Annotated in this window: 15 protein-coding genes, 2 tRNA genes and 1 other RNA gene; 7 read left to right on the top strand and 11 right to left on the bottom strand. The window is 72.8% G+C overall.

Annotated elements, in window-relative coordinates; genetic code table 11:
• Both HUW36_RS14145 and ffs read right to left on the bottom strand, forming a co-directional pair.
• On the bottom strand, positions 1–1,282 hold a 1,282-nt coding region (locus tag HUW36_RS14145; protein WP_174528584.1), incomplete at its 3' end, for a DNA polymerase III subunit gamma and tau.
• A 107-nt stretch (positions 1,283–1,389) separates the two neighbouring features.
• An RNA gene (ffs, locus tag HUW36_RS14140) (signal recognition particle sRNA small type) lies at positions 1,390–1,479 on the bottom strand.
• Positions 1,480–1,559: 80 nt separating this feature from the next.
• Between ffs and HUW36_RS14135 the strand changes: the two genes are divergently transcribed.
• Positions 1,560–1,644: transfer RNA gene (locus HUW36_RS14135), tRNA-Ser, on the top strand.
• A 296-nt stretch (positions 1,645–1,940) separates the two neighbouring features.
• Positions 1,941–3,716, top strand: a complete 1,776-nt coding sequence (locus tag HUW36_RS14130) for a glycosyl hydrolase (RefSeq protein WP_174528583.1) — start codon at positions 1,941–1,943, stop codon at positions 3,714–3,716.
• Between the two features lie 60 nt (positions 3,717–3,776).
• Here HUW36_RS14130 and HUW36_RS14125 read toward each other — a convergent pair whose 3' ends face one another.
• The 4 genes from HUW36_RS14125 to HUW36_RS14110 are packed head-to-tail and all read right to left on the bottom strand — an operon-like array spanning position 3,777 to position 7,271.
• Positions 3,777–4,421 carry a response regulator transcription factor gene (locus tag HUW36_RS14125; RefSeq protein WP_174528582.1) on the bottom strand — a complete coding sequence of 215 codons (645 nt, stop codon included), beginning with the start codon at positions 4,419–4,421 and terminating at the stop codon, positions 3,777–3,779.
• 14 nt (positions 4,422–4,435) lie between these two features.
• A complete protein-coding gene (locus tag HUW36_RS14120; RefSeq protein WP_174528581.1) occupies positions 4,436–5,761 on the bottom strand; it encodes a sensor histidine kinase in 1,326 nt (441 codons plus the stop codon).
• A 17-nt stretch (positions 5,762–5,778) separates the two neighbouring features.
• Positions 5,779–6,549: an ABC transporter permease subunit gene (locus tag HUW36_RS14115; protein WP_174528580.1), complete on the bottom strand. Its 771-nt coding sequence runs from the start codon at positions 6,547–6,549 to the stop codon at positions 5,779–5,781.
• On the bottom strand, positions 6,546–7,271 hold the full coding sequence (locus HUW36_RS14110) for an ABC transporter ATP-binding protein (RefSeq protein WP_174528579.1): 726 nt from the start codon (positions 7,269–7,271) through the stop codon (positions 6,546–6,548). Before HUW36_RS14110 ends, HUW36_RS14115 begins: the two co-directional genes overlap by 4 nt.
• 162 nt (positions 7,272–7,433) lie before the next feature.
• On the opposite strand from HUW36_RS14110, the gene HUW36_RS14105 reads away from it, so the two are divergent.
• The 4 genes from HUW36_RS14105 (at position 7,434) to HUW36_RS14090 (ending at position 9,829) form a co-directional block, all read left to right on the top strand.
• Positions 7,434–8,048: a hypothetical protein gene (locus HUW36_RS14105; RefSeq protein WP_174528578.1), complete on the top strand. Its 615-nt coding sequence runs from the start codon at positions 7,434–7,436 to the stop codon at positions 8,046–8,048.
• A 32-nt stretch (positions 8,049–8,080) separates the two neighbouring features.
• Entirely contained in the window at positions 8,081–8,566 is a 486-nt protein-coding gene (locus HUW36_RS14100) for a hypothetical protein (RefSeq protein WP_174528577.1), read from the top strand.
• A gap of 70 nt (positions 8,567–8,636) precedes the next feature.
• The gene (locus tag HUW36_RS14095) at positions 8,637–9,248 is read left to right on the top strand and encodes a permease-like cell division protein FtsX (protein ID WP_174528576.1); all 612 of its coding nucleotides are present in this window, start codon (positions 8,637–8,639) and stop codon (positions 9,246–9,248) included.
• Positions 9,245–9,829: a SigE family RNA polymerase sigma factor gene (locus HUW36_RS14090; RefSeq protein WP_246248163.1), complete on the top strand. Its 585-nt coding sequence runs from the start codon at positions 9,245–9,247 to the stop codon at positions 9,827–9,829. The genes HUW36_RS14095 and HUW36_RS14090 overlap by 4 nt, the downstream gene beginning before the upstream one ends.
• A gap of 66 nt (positions 9,830–9,895) precedes the next feature.
• On the opposite strand, the gene HUW36_RS14085 is transcribed toward HUW36_RS14090, so the two are convergent.
• Positions 9,896–9,982, bottom strand: a tRNA-Ser gene (locus HUW36_RS14085).
• A gap of 75 nt (positions 9,983–10,057) precedes the next feature.
• On the opposite strand from HUW36_RS14085, the gene deoD reads away from it, so the two are divergent.
• Positions 10,058–10,765 (top strand): purine-nucleoside phosphorylase, encoded by a 708-nt coding sequence (deoD, locus tag HUW36_RS14080; RefSeq protein WP_174528575.1) that lies wholly within the window; start codon positions 10,058–10,060, stop codon positions 10,763–10,765.
• Between the two features lie 90 nt (positions 10,766–10,855).
• Here the strand turns inward: deoD and HUW36_RS14075 are convergent, their stop codons facing one another.
• From HUW36_RS14075 to HUW36_RS14060, 4 genes are all read right to left on the bottom strand, one after another.
• Positions 10,856–11,299, bottom strand: coding sequence for a nucleoside deaminase (locus HUW36_RS14075; RefSeq protein ID WP_174528586.1), 444 nt, complete (start codon positions 11,297–11,299; stop codon positions 10,856–10,858).
• 154 nt (positions 11,300–11,453) lie between these two features.
• Positions 11,454–11,978 (bottom strand): tRNA adenosine deaminase-associated protein, encoded by a 525-nt coding sequence (locus tag HUW36_RS14070; protein ID WP_174528574.1) that lies wholly within the window; start codon positions 11,976–11,978, stop codon positions 11,454–11,456.
• 121 nt (positions 11,979–12,099) lie between these two features.
• Positions 12,100–12,270, bottom strand: a complete 171-nt coding sequence (locus HUW36_RS14065) for a hypothetical protein (RefSeq protein ID WP_174528573.1) — start codon at positions 12,268–12,270, stop codon at positions 12,100–12,102.
• Positions 12,271–12,342: 72 nt separating this feature from the next.
• Complete coding sequence (locus HUW36_RS14060; RefSeq protein ID WP_246248164.1) at positions 12,343–12,639, bottom strand: hypothetical protein; 297 nt, start codon at positions 12,637–12,639, stop codon at positions 12,343–12,345.
• Between the last annotated feature and the right edge of the window lie 339 nt (positions 12,640–12,978).

The raw sequence follows: 12,978 nt of genomic DNA, 5'->3' as shown, positions 1-12,978 counted from the left end.
CAGCCGCCGGCGTGCCGGCGGTCTCCGGGTGGACCGCGGCGGCAGCCGCGCCCGGGGCGGGAGCCGCCGGGCGTACCTCCGGGGTTCCGGTGGCGTGCGCGGCGGCCGGTTCGTCGCCGCCCAGGGTGAGCCGGCGCTCCATCCGCTCCAGGCGCTGGAGCAGGCCGGCGGACGAGTCGTCCGCGCCGGGCAGGAGCATGCGCGCGCAGATCAGCTCCAGCAGCAGCCGGGGCGCCGTGGTGCCGCGCATCTCGACCAGGCCGTTGTGCACGATGTCGGCGCAGCGCGACAGCGTGGCCGGGCCGAGGCGCTGCGCCTGGGCGGCCATCCGCTCGATCTGGTCGGCCGGGCCGTCGATGAGGCCCCTGGCGGCGGCGTCCGGCACCTGCTGGAGGACGATCAGGTCGCGGAGGCGTTCCAGCAGGTCGGAGGCGAAGCGGCGCGAGTCGTGCCCGGCCTCGGCGACCCGGTCGACGGTGGCGTACGCGGCGGCGCCGTCACCGGCGGCGAGCGCGTCGCACATCTCGTCGATCAGCGCGGAGTCGGTGACCCCGAGCAGCGCGGCGGCCCGGGCGTAGCCGACCCCCTCCGGGCCGGCACCCGCGATGAGCTGGTCGAGCACGGAGAGGCTGTCGCGCATGCTGCCCCCGCCGGCGCGCACCACCAGCGGGAAGACCGCCGGCTCGACCTTGACGCCCTCCGCCTCGCAGAGCTGCTCCAGATAGGGACGGACCACCTTCGGCGGGAACAGCCGGAAGGGGTAGTGGTGGGTCCGCGACTTGATCGTGCCGAGGACCTTCTCCGGCTCGGTGGTGGCGAAGATGAACTTGACGTACTCCGGGGGCTCCTCGACCAGCTTGAGCAGCGCGTTGAAGCCGGCCGACGAGACCATGTGCGCCTCGTCGATGATGTAGATCTTGAAGCGGCTGCGGGCCGGCGCGAAGAACGCCTTCTCGCGCAGCTCACGGGCGTCGTCGACACCACCGTGGCTGGCCGCGTCGATCTCGATGACGTCGATCGAGCCGCCGCCGTCGGGAGCCAGCCCGCGGCACGAGTCACACTGCCCGCACGGCTCGGGGGTGGGGCCCTGCTCGCAGTTGAGGGAGCGGGCCAGGATCCGGGCGCTGGAGGTCTTGCCACAGCCCCGCGGACCGGAGAAGAGGTAGGCGTGGTTGAGCCGCCCGCTGCGCAGCGCCTGTGACAGCGGCTCGGTGACCTGCTCCTGGCCGATCATCTCGGCGAACGTGCGCGGCCGGTACTTGCGGTAAAGGGCCAGTGCCACCCGTCCCGCCTCCTCTCGACCGAGCCATTCTGCGCCGGTCGGCCCCGGGTGACCACCCACCACCCCGTGACTCGACCCGAGGCGACGTTACCGGGACCCGGAGACAGAAAGGCCTCCCGTGCACCCGGCAGAGCTCGCTTATCCTTGCTGCCTTCCGGCCCTGGGGAGGTTCACGAGGTACCGCCGCACGGGAGGTGAGCCCAGCCTACCCGACGCCGTGTGGATCTTCCGGGAGGGTGGGGTGGCCCGCCGTCGCGGGACCTGTATCCTGGCTCGCGGAGGATTCGCCTAGAGGCCTAGGGCGCACGCTTGGAAAGCGTGTTGGGTTCACACCCTCACGAGTTCGAATCTCGTATCCTCCGCATCCTGTCGAAGGGCCGGCACCCCGCGTGTCGGCCCTTCGCCATATCCGGCCGCAGCCACCGCCGTTCGACCTCCCTGGCGGTCGCGCTTGCCGACACCCCGGCGCGACGGCGTCTTGACCGGTTCACAAAGCTTCCCGTTCGACGACCGTTCGACAGGCATTGACAAAGTTAACCGGTTAAGAAGACCATCGTGGATATCTTCGCCGGGTCGACCGCCGGGAGGGCAACCGACGGTCCGGCCCGTCCGGGCGGCGAGGACTCCCCCGCACCCACCACCCGTACGGGAGTTCCTCATGAACCAGCGCACCCGCACGCGGGCGTGTCTGGCCGGGGCGGCCGCAGCCGTCACCGCGCTGGCCACCGCCCTCGTCACCACGCCACCCGCCCAGGCCGCCGCCGGCGCCTGCTCGGTGACCTGGCAGGTCACCAACGACTGGGGCGGCGGTGCCACCACCAACGTCACGATCACCAACACCGGGGCCGCCATGAACGGCTGGACGCTGGGCTGGGCGTTCCCCGGCAACCAGGTGATCGGCGACATGTGGAACGCGACGAAGACGCAGTCCGGCGCGAACGCCACCGCCACGAACGTCTCCTACAACGCGAGCGTTCCGGCGGGCGGCACGGTCAGCTTCGGCTTCAACGTCACCTACACCGGGTCGAACCCGACCCCGACCGCGTTCACGCTCAACGGCGCGGCCTGCGGCGACACCGCGCCGCCGAGCCCGACCGGCAGCCCCACGCCCAGCCCCACCGGCAGCCCGAGCCCGAGCCCGACGGTGGACCCGGACCCGACCACCACCCCCACCGGCAACCTCGCGCTGAACCGGCCGGTCGCCGTCTCGTCGACGGAGAGCCCGAACGTCGCCGGCCAGGCGGTCGACGGCAACGGCGGCACCCGCTGGTCCAGCCTCTACGCCGACCCGCAGTGGATCCAGGTCGACCTCGGCGCCACGTACCCGATCAACACGGTGCGGCTGCGCTGGGAGGCCGCGTACGGCAGGGCGTACCAGATCCAGACCTCGACGGACGGCGCCACCTGGACCCCGGTCTTCAGCACCACGACGGGCGACGGCGGCACCGACGACGTCACGCCCGCCGGGGCGAGCGGCAGGTACGTTCGGATGTCCGGCACCGCGCGCGGCACCGCCTGGGGCTACTCGCTCTACGAGTTCGAGGTGTACGCGGTGAAGCCGCCCACCCCGCCCGGCCCGGACTGCGGCCAGGCGCCGGCCGACCCGCAGGCGAACTCGAAGGCCCGCAACCTGATCTGCTACCTGCGCACGCACACCTACGTCAGCGGCCAGACCGACCTGCCCGACGCGGACCGGGTGCAGCAGCTGACCGGCCGCTACCCGGCGATGGTGGCGTTCGACTTCATGGAGTACACCCGGGGCAGCATCCAGACCCAGCAGGTCATCGACTGGGCCAGGACGCGCAACGGCATCGTCGCGTTCCAGTGGCACTGGTACTGCCCGCGCGGCGGCAACTACTCCGCGCCCTGCGACTTCCAGCCCGACCTGAACAACCCGTCGTCGAAGCTCTACCAGGACATCGACCTGGTGGTCCGCGAGCTGAAGAAGATGGGTGACGCCGGGGTGCCGGTGCTGTTCCGCCCGCTGCACGAGGCGAACAACAACTACATGTGGTGGGCGAAGAAGGGCCAGGACGCCTACAAGCAGCTCTGGCGGCTGATCTACCAGCGGGCCCAGCTCGCCGGCGCGCACAACATCGTCTGGGTCTTCAACGGCATGGCCAGCGGGCAGGGCACCTCGCTGGCGTCCTGGTACCCGGGCGACGGCTACGTCGACCTGGTCACCTCCGACTACTTCCAGAGCGCCTCCGACTTCGCCACCACCAAGGCGGTCAGCAGCGCCAAGACCACGGGCGTGGCGGAGACGTTCAGCCCGCTCAACCCGAACTCCGACCCGGCGTGGCCCTACTTCGTGGTGTGGGCCTCGCGCGACTGGAACGGCAGCGGCAAGGACGTGGCCGGGCTGTGGCGCACGGCGATGGCCAACCCGAGGACCATCTCCATCGACCAGCTCCCCGACATGTCCGCGTGGTGACGACCTGACCGGCAGGGGCCGGGCCCGTCGAGGGTCCGGCCCCTGCTCGGGTACGCGGAGTCAGGTGCCGAGGTGGCGGAGGACGGCCAGGACGCGCCGGTTGTCGCCCTCCGAGGGCGGCAGGCCCAGCTTGGCGAAGATGTTCGCCACGTGCTTCTCCACCACGCCCGGCGTGATGACGAGCGCCGCCGCGATTCCGGCATTCGAGCGGCCCTCGGCCATCAGCGACAGCACCTCCCGTTCGCGCGCGGTCAGCGACGCCAGCCCGACGGTGTCCCGTCCGGCCCGCATCAGGTGGCCGACCACCTCCGGATCCAGCGCGGTCCCGCCGGACGCCACCCGGGTCAGCGCGTCCACGAAGTCGGCGACGTCGGCGACGCGGTCCTTGAGCAGGTATCCGACCCCGGTGGGCCGGTCCGCGAGCAGCCGGGTCGCGTACCGCGTCTCGACGTACTGCGAGAACACCAGCACACCGACCCCGGGATGGTCGCGCCGGACGTCGATCGCGGCCCGCAGCCCCTCGTCGGTGTGCGTCGGCGGCATCCGGATGTCGACGACGGCCACGTCCGGCTCGAAGGCGGCGACCGCGGACCGCAGCGTCTCCGCGTCGGCCACCGCCGCGCACACCTCGAAGCCGCGGTCGGTGAGCAGCCGGACGAGTCCCTCGCGCATCATCGCGGCGTCCTCCGCGATCACCACCCGCATGCCGTCGCCTCCGTTCACGCGTGTGTGGGCAGGTCGATCTCGACCCGGGTGGGGCCGCCGGCCGGGCTGTGCACGCGCATCCGGCCGTCGACCACCGCGATGCGGCGGGTCAGGCCGGTCAGGCCGGGGCCCTCCGGGTCCGCGCCGCCCACACCGTCGTCGACGACGGTCAGCCGCAGGCGCTCCCCGGAGCCGGCGACGCCGAGGTCGACCCGGCTCGCCCGGCTGTGCTTGGTCGCGTTGGCGAGCAGTTCGGCGGCGCAGAAGTAGGCGATCGTCTCGATCGCGGGCGCCGGGCGTTCGGGCAGGTCGACGGTCGTCCCGACCGGGACGGCGCTGCCCGTGGCGAGCGTCGCCAGCGCGTCGCCGAGACCGTTGTCCAGCACCGGCGGGTGGATCCCGCGTACCAGGTCACGCAGGTCCACGAGCGCCTCCTTGGCGCCCCGGTGGGCCAGCGCGACCAGTTCCCGGGCCTGCGCCAGGTCGGGTGGCGGCCCCTCGGCGCCCAGCTTCTCGGTCGCCATGCCGAGGTTCATCGCCAGCGTGGCCAACCGGACCTGCGCGCCGTCGTGCAGGTCCCGCTCCAGCCGGCGCATCATCGTGGCCGCGTCGTCGATCGCGCGGGCCCGGCTGGCCTGGAGTTCCCGCACCCGCTCGGCGAGCCGGCGCGGACCGAGCAGCCACCGCATCGCGGCCAGGTCCGCCGCCGTGCCGGCCCGCATCAACCAGGGCGCGACGAGCAGCATGGCGAGGCCGGCGGCGGAGATGAGGAACGTGCCGGCGAACGTCCGCGCGCCCAGCGGGCCGAACGGGGTCAGTGCCCACACCGGCCCGAGCCTTGTGCCCGGCGGGTGGTTGCGGAACAGCGGCCACCACAGCGGGTAGCTGAGGTCGACGACGCCGAACAGGTAGCAGAACGCCCCGTACCCCTGGGGGACGGCCAGCGGCACCTTGAGCAGGCCGTATCCGACGGCGCGCCAGCCGGGCCCGTCGGCGACCAGGGCGCCGATCCGGTTCGAGGGCCGGGGCGGCGGAGCGTCCACGCGCACGCCGAGCAGCCGGTACGCGAGCCGTCGGTGCACGTTTCCCGCCGCGCGTCCGATCGGGGCGGCCAGCACCACCAGGAGCGCCACGGTGAGCGGGAACAGGACCAGGAACAGCGGCGCGACCGCCGGGGCGAGTTGCCGGGACGTGCCGCCGGTCGCCCAGAGGACGAGGGCGCCGAGCGCCGGCACGAGCGCCGGCGCGGCCAGGATCGCGACCGCGCTGACCACACCGATGACGCAGAACACCGCCTGGCGCAACGCCGGAATGGTGAACGGGGCGCGCAGCGCGGTCATCGGCCCATTGTCGCCTGTCACGAGTCGCGCCGGTGGAGCACGACGCCGCCGCAGACGACCGCCGCCACCGCGTAGCCGCCCATGAGCAGCACGCTGACCCACCCCGCGAACAGTCCGGGGGTCGGCGAGGTGACCGCGACGGAGTTGAGCAGCATCAGCAGCGGCACGAACCTGCCGACCGCGATCCCGCTCTCGCCGAACAGCCCGACCGCGAACGACGGCACGAACACCAGGGCGAACAGGAATCCGATCGCCGCGCCCGAGTGCCGGAGGACCGCCCCGACGCCGACGCCGATCAGCGCGGTGGCGGCCAGGTACCCGCCGGTCAGCAGCACCGCACGCAGGACGTCGGGGTCGCCGAGGGAGGCGGCCGGGATGGCGGTGCCGCGGATCGCGAGTTGCCCGCCCAGGTAGCCGGCGAAGCTGGCCGCGAGTCCGACCGCGAGAGCCGCCCCGCCGGCCACCGCGGCCTTCGCGGCCAGCACGGTCCGACGCCGGGGTACGGCGGCGAGCGTCGAGCGGATCTGCCCCGTGCCGTACTCGCCGGTGACGGTCAGCACGCCGAGCGCGCCGAGGAGGAGCTGGGCCAGGATCGCCCCGCTCAGGCTGTTGTTCAGGATCTGGGCGACGGTGGCGACGGGTGTGTGCGACCGGTAGCCGATGCCCACCCCGGCCCCGGTCGCGGCCATCGCCAGGACCGTCACGGCCGCCAGCCACCACGTCGACCGGACACTGCGCAACTTGATCCACTCCATCCGGGCCACGTGCCGGAATCCGTAGCCGCTCATGACACGTCCGTTCCGCGGTAGTCGGTGGTCTGCGAGGTGAGGCGGAGGAACGCGTCCTCCAGGTCGTCGTGCCCGGCCGTGAGCGCGGTGACGGTGGTCTCGGCCAGCAGCCGACCCTGGCCGACGACCACCAGCCGGTCCGCGGTCTGCGCCATCTCGGCGATCAGGTGACTGGACACGAACACCGTCCGTCCCTCGGCGGCGAGCCCGCGCAGCAGGTCCCGGATCCACCGGATGCCCTCCGGGTCCAGCCCGTTGACCGGTTCGTCGAGCATGAGAACGCCCGGGTCGCCCAGCAGGGCCACGGCGACCCCGAGCCGCTGGCGCATGCCCAGCGAGTACGTACCGGTGCGGCGCGCCGCCACGTCGGACAGGCCGACCACCCGGAGCACCCGTTCGACCCGGGAGCCGGGGATGTCGTTGCTCGCGGCCAACGCGGTCAGGTGCGCGCGGCCGCTGCGGCCGGGATGGAACGCTCCGGCGTCGAGCAGCGCACCGACGGTCCGCAGGGGCCAGGTGAGGTCCGCGTACCGGACACCGCCGATCAGCGCCTCGCCGTGGTCCGGGGCGTCCAGGCCGAGGATCATCCGCATCGTCGTCGACTTGCCGGAGCCGTTCGGGCCGAGGAAGCCGGTCACCACCCCCGGCCGGACGCGTACGGTCAGCCCGTCCACGGCGACCCGGCCCCCGTAGCGTTTGGTCAACTCACGTAGTTCGATCATGTCATCGACGCTAGGCAGCGCCGTCGGTCGCCAGAAGGCGGAAACCATCCGACTCCGTCCGGGGGTTTTCCACCCCCCGGGCCCCGGTAACGTCTCGGGGCGGACGGAAGGAGGCGTCGTACACATGTTCTATCCACAGGCTGTGGATGCCGCAGGGGCCGGATGAGCTACCAGCTCAGCGCCGTCGTCGCCGACGTCGAACTGCTCCGCGAGCAGACCGCCGGCCTGGACCACGCGGTGCTCGCGGCGCTGCGCCAGGACTTCGCGCTGCTACCGGTCACCCCGCAGCTCGTCGAGGAACTGACCGGCCGGCTGCCGGACTTCGCCGCCCACGACCCGTGCGCCGAGCGCCCGTTCCGGCTGGTCCTCACGCCACCGCTGGCGGAGCTGCTCGCCGGCTGGTCGAGGAACGGTCCGGTGGCGTACCTGGAGGCGGAGTTCGCCGGTGGGCTCGGCCACCAGTCGGCGGTGGTCTGGCTGGGCGGCGACGTGAGCTGGGGACCGCGCTACGACGACGCGCTGGACCGGCCGCGCGACAGGTGGCCGATCAACACGGCGCTGTCCCGGCTGGGTGCCGAGCCGGGCGCGTGGATCGACCCGTTCGCCGAGCTGGGCCTGCACCTGGAACGCGACACCGAGGGCTGGCTGGCGCACGGCCGGCGCGGGCTGTCCGCCGACTATTGGGACGAGCTGGCCGACGAGTGGGAACTCCGCCAATCCGGCCCGCACCAGCAACCTCCACGCCCCGGTCCCGTTGGGGACTGGGGGATTGCATGAAACTACGACAATTCGGCTTTATCGCCGCGCTGATGACTGCCGCGTCCGTCGCCGGCAGCGGCGTTCATCCACAGTGGCCGGTCCGGCCGGTCGGGGCCGCGGAGGTGGTCGGCCTCGACGGCCTGCGCGACGCGGAGTTCGGTGACACCGAGGAGGACCTCACCCGGCGCGGCCTGCTGCACACCGACGAGGAGGCGTGCGGGCCAACGCTGACCGGGCTCGGCTCGGCCAGCCCGATCTTCGTCGACGACCGGCTCGTCCTGCTCTGGCTCGACGACCCGATGAGCACGCCGGAGGGGATCAGCGCCGGCACGCCGGTCACCGACGTCCGGGCCGCGTACCCCGGCGCCACCGCCCTGCCGGCGCCGCCCGGCGGTCACCGCTTCGCCGGGCTGCTCGCCCGCGACGGCGACCGCGGGTACCTGTTCCTGCACGACGGCGTCACGGTCCGGAAGATCATCGCCGGGTACGCGGACTGGGCCCGCCGCCTCTTCGACGAGGGCTACGGCCCCTGTTGACCCCGATGTGACCGATCCGGTGTCCCGACCAGTCCTTGAGAGGGAAGCCATCGGACACCAGGAGCGAGCTGTGGACCAGAACCTGCACGTGCTCTTCGAGCGGGCACTCGGCGTCGAACCCGCCCCCCCGACCGGGGAACTGGCCCGGGAGGCCATGGTGGCGGGAACCGCACTGCGACGCAGGCGTGGTCTGCTCGCGGGCGGCGCGGCGGCCGGCGTCGTCGCGGTCGCTGCCACCCTGGTCGCCTTGAACCTTGCGCCCTCGTCGACGGTCCCGGTGTCGCCGGTGGTCGCGGCGGGCGCACTGATGCCCTCCACGGAGCCCACCTGCGACCGGCGATGGGGGTACGAGGCGGCTGACGTCCGCGTTTTCCTGCGGCAGGAGATCACCGATCAGCAACGCATCGACCTGCACGAGGCGCTCGGCGCGGATCCGCTCGTGCGGAGCGTGACGTTCCAGAGCCACGACGAGGCCTACGCCAGGTTCAAGGAGATCTACAAGGACAGTCCGGACCTCGTCGACGCGGTCACACCGGAGCAGATACCTGAGTCGTTCCAGGTCACCTTGGCCAGAGCCACGGACTTCCCCCGGCTCGTGGCGAACTTCCGCGCGACCGCCGGCGTCGACCAGATCCTGGGCGGTCCGTGCCCCACGCACTCCGGTTCCGGGGAGGGTGAGTGAGCAGCGGGCACATCGACGTGTGCGCCACGCCACCCACCGAACGGCCGGCCGGTCCGCTGGCCCGGTGGAGCGCCGCCCGGCGGCGTGAGCGCAGCACCCGGGACGAGGAGTTCAGCGCGTTCGTCGCGGCGACCGCACCCCGGCTGAGACGCACCGCCTACCTCATGTGCCGGGACTGGCACCTCGCCCAGGACCTGACCCAGATCACGTTCACCCGGATGTACGCCTCGTGGACCCGGATCCGGCACGCCGCGAACCTCGACGCGTACAGCCGCCGGGTGCTCATGAACGTCGTCTTCGACCAGCGGAGTCGGCGCAGTGGCACCGAGGTGGTCTGCGGCGACCTGCCCGAGCGGCCGGAACCGGCGGCGCCGACGGACCTGCACGTGGCGTTGATGACCGCACTGGCGACGCTGCCGATCCGGGACCAGGCGATCGTGGTGCTGCGGCACTGGGAGGATCAGAGCGTCGCCACCGTCGCCACGACCCTGGGCATCTCCGCCTCGGCGGTGAAGATGCGGGACGCCCGAGCCCTGAGCCGGATCCGCGCGCTGCTCGGCGACGGCTTCACCGGCAACTGACCCGGGAACGCGGAACGCCCGGTGTGATCCGTACGGATCACACCGGGCGTTCTCGCTGTTCACGAGCGGTGGCGGCGGGATTTGAACCCGCGGAGGGCGTAAACCCTCACACGCTTTCGAGGCGTGCTCCTTAGGCCACTCGGACACGCCACCGCCGACGAGGGTACAGGACCACCGGTCTGGACGCCGAACCGGTATCCCTCCGGCCGGCCTGGCAGGATCTTTGCCATGAGTACGCACATCGGCGCTGAGCCGGGAGAGATCGCCGAGCGGGTCCTGATGCCGGGCGACCCGCTGCGGGCCAAGTGGATCGCGGAGACCTACCTCGAGGAGGCCCGCTGCTACACGACGGTGCGCGGCATGCTGGGCTTCACCGGGCGGTGGAACGGCGTCGACGTCTCCGTCCAGGGCTCCGGCATGGGCATGCCGTCCGCCTCCATCTACGCCCACGAGCTGGTCAACGAGTACGGCGTGACGTCGCTGATCCGGGTCGGGTCCTGCGGTGCCCTGACCGAGGACCTGGCGCTGCGCGACGTGGTGGCGGCGATCGGCTCGTCCACCGACTCGAACATGAACCGGATGCGCTTCGACGGGCTGATCGACTATGCCCCGGTGGCGGACTTCGGGCTGCTGCGTACCTCGGTCGAGGTGGCCGAGCGGCGCGGCATCAGCATGCGGGTCGGACCGATCCTGGCGGCGGACGCCTTCTACACCGACCGTCCGGACCTCTACGACACGCTCGCCGACTACGGCGTGCTGGCGGTGGAGATGGAGTCGGCGGCGCTCTACACGATCGCCGCCCGGTTCAAGGCCCGCGCGCTGACCATCCTGACCGTCAGCGACCACATCAAGACCGGCGAGAAGACCACGTCGCAGGAGCGTGAGCAGACCTTCGGCCAGATGGTCGAGATCGCCCTCGACACCATCGTCGCCTGACCGATCCGTTCCGCCGACCGCCCCGTCACCGCCAGGTGCCGGGGCGGTCGTCGTCCGGGCGGCGCCGGCGACGGGTTCCGGTTCGGGCGGTCAGCGGAAGAACGCGCGCAACAGCGCCGCGCTCTCCGTCTCCAGCACGCCCCCGTACACCTCGGGGCGGTGCGTGACGCGGCGGTCGCGCAGCACGTCCCAGAGCGAGCCGACCGCGCCCGTCTTCGGCTCCCAGGCGCCGAACACCACGGTCGAGACCCGGGCCAGCGCGATCGCCCCGGCGCACATGGTGCAGGGCTCCAGCGTCACCACCAGGGTGCAGTCGTCCAGCCGCCAGCGGGCCAGCCGCTGCGCGGCCCGGCGCAACGCCAGCACCTCGGCGTGCGCGGTCGGGTCGCCGGTCAGCTCCCGCTCGTTGCGCCCGATCGCCAGCTCGGCGCCGTCGGGCCCGTACAGCACCGCGCCGACCGGCACGTCGTCGGCGTCCTCGCCGAGCGTGCCGCCGTCCGGGCCGGTCACCGCGACCTCCAGGGCCCGGCGCATCCACAGCTCGTGCCGCTGCCGGCGACCGAGCGTCCCCAGGTCGGCCAGCCCTTCGTCGGCACCCGGCCCCGCGCCCGGCGGCCCCACCGTCTCCAGCGCCGGATCCGTGGCGTCGGCCGGCTCCGTGGCGCCGGGCGTCACGGACTCGCCGGGCTCAGACCTCACGCAGCTCCTCGACCTCGTCCGCGCAGCCGAGCACCTGGCAGACCTCGGCGGTGACGTCCGCCGGCATGGAACCCTCGTGGGCGCAGAGCGCGAGCAGCTTCTGCGCCGGGATGCCCAGGTCGGCGAGGAGGTCGGCGTCGCCCACCGGGTCGGCCTCCGGGTCCACGGCCGGCTGCTCGCTCTCCTCGTCGCCGGTGGACGGGCGTGGCTCGTCCACGTCCTCCAGCCCGGTGACCGAGGTCTTCAGGTCGCCCACCAGCAACGCGCCCAGCCGGGATTCCTCCGCGTACGCCGAGTCGGAGCCGAAGACCCGCAGGTCCTCCCCCTCGTCCAGGCGCAGGATCACCAGGTACGTGTCGTCCGCCTCGACGAACAGCAGGGAGACGTCCGCGTCGGGCTCGACGTCGCGCAGCCGGTCGGCCACCTCCTCGATGTCGGTGACGCCCCGCAGGCTCACCTCGCCGGCGGTCCAGGCACCCTCGACGCGCGCCACGGCAGCAGCGAAGTACGACACGGTCCCCCCAAATTGGCCTCGGCAGCACGCCGACACGTCACGCGATGCACGTTAACCGGTCGGGTCGGCGGGCGACCGGTCAACGCCCCGTAAGGGGCCGGCCGTTCCTGGAGAAAGTGGTTCAGCCGGCCACGCGGCGGCGGGTGGCGATCAGCTGGCGCAGCCGCTCGGAGCGCGCCCGCTGCGGCCGTTCGCGCTGCTGTACCGCACGGGCACCGGCCAACTCGGCAAGGAGTTGCAGGCGACGGCGGCTCCGCTCGGGGTCGAGCCGCGGCGGTGTGGTCCAGGCCATACCGCGAGCGTGAACCGTCACCACGCGTTCGTCAAGATGGTCTTCGCTACGCAGCGAAACCGGCACCCAAGGTCACCAGAGCGGCCAGTCGCCGGACTGTGCCCACCGCACCGCGACGACCGCGGCGGCGATGCTCCAGCCGCCCGCGGTGACGATGGCCACCCCGGTCGCCACCCCCCGATCGCCGTGGCGCACCAGCGCCGCGGCGGCCGCCCAGGCCACCCCACCGGCGAACAGCGTCCACCACGCGTAGCCGGACACGTCGCGGCCGACCAGCCCGAACAGCAGCAGCCAGGCGAACGCGGCCACCGCGCCGACCGCGACGCCGCCGCCGGTGACCGGGTGCGGTTCGCGGTAGCTGGGCCGCATCGGCCCGCCGGACGGGAAGAGCCCCGACGGGGTACGCGGCGGCGGGTGCGCCACCCCCGGACCGGGCCCGTCGGGTACGCCGTACCACCCGTTCGCCACCGCTGCCCCCATCCCGGACGACCCCATGGAACAATCACGCACAGTCACCGATCGATGCGACCGGCTGTCGGCGTTCGTCCCCACGGTAGTGGTCTGCCAGGATGATCGGATGCGCTCGCCATCGATCGGACGCCGCGCGCGTCCGGCGTACCCGGTCCTGCTGCTCGTGGCGGCGCTGGCCGCCGGGTGCGACCGCCCCGCCGCGCCCGCCGACGCCTGGCGGGACCCGAGCCCGATGGT

Origin of the sequence: Micromonospora maritima, from assembly GCF_902825405.1 — a bacterium.
GTDB lineage: Bacteria > Actinomycetota > Actinomycetes > Mycobacteriales > Micromonosporaceae > Micromonospora > Micromonospora maritima.
This window is presented reverse-complemented; position numbering and strand designations above follow the sequence as displayed.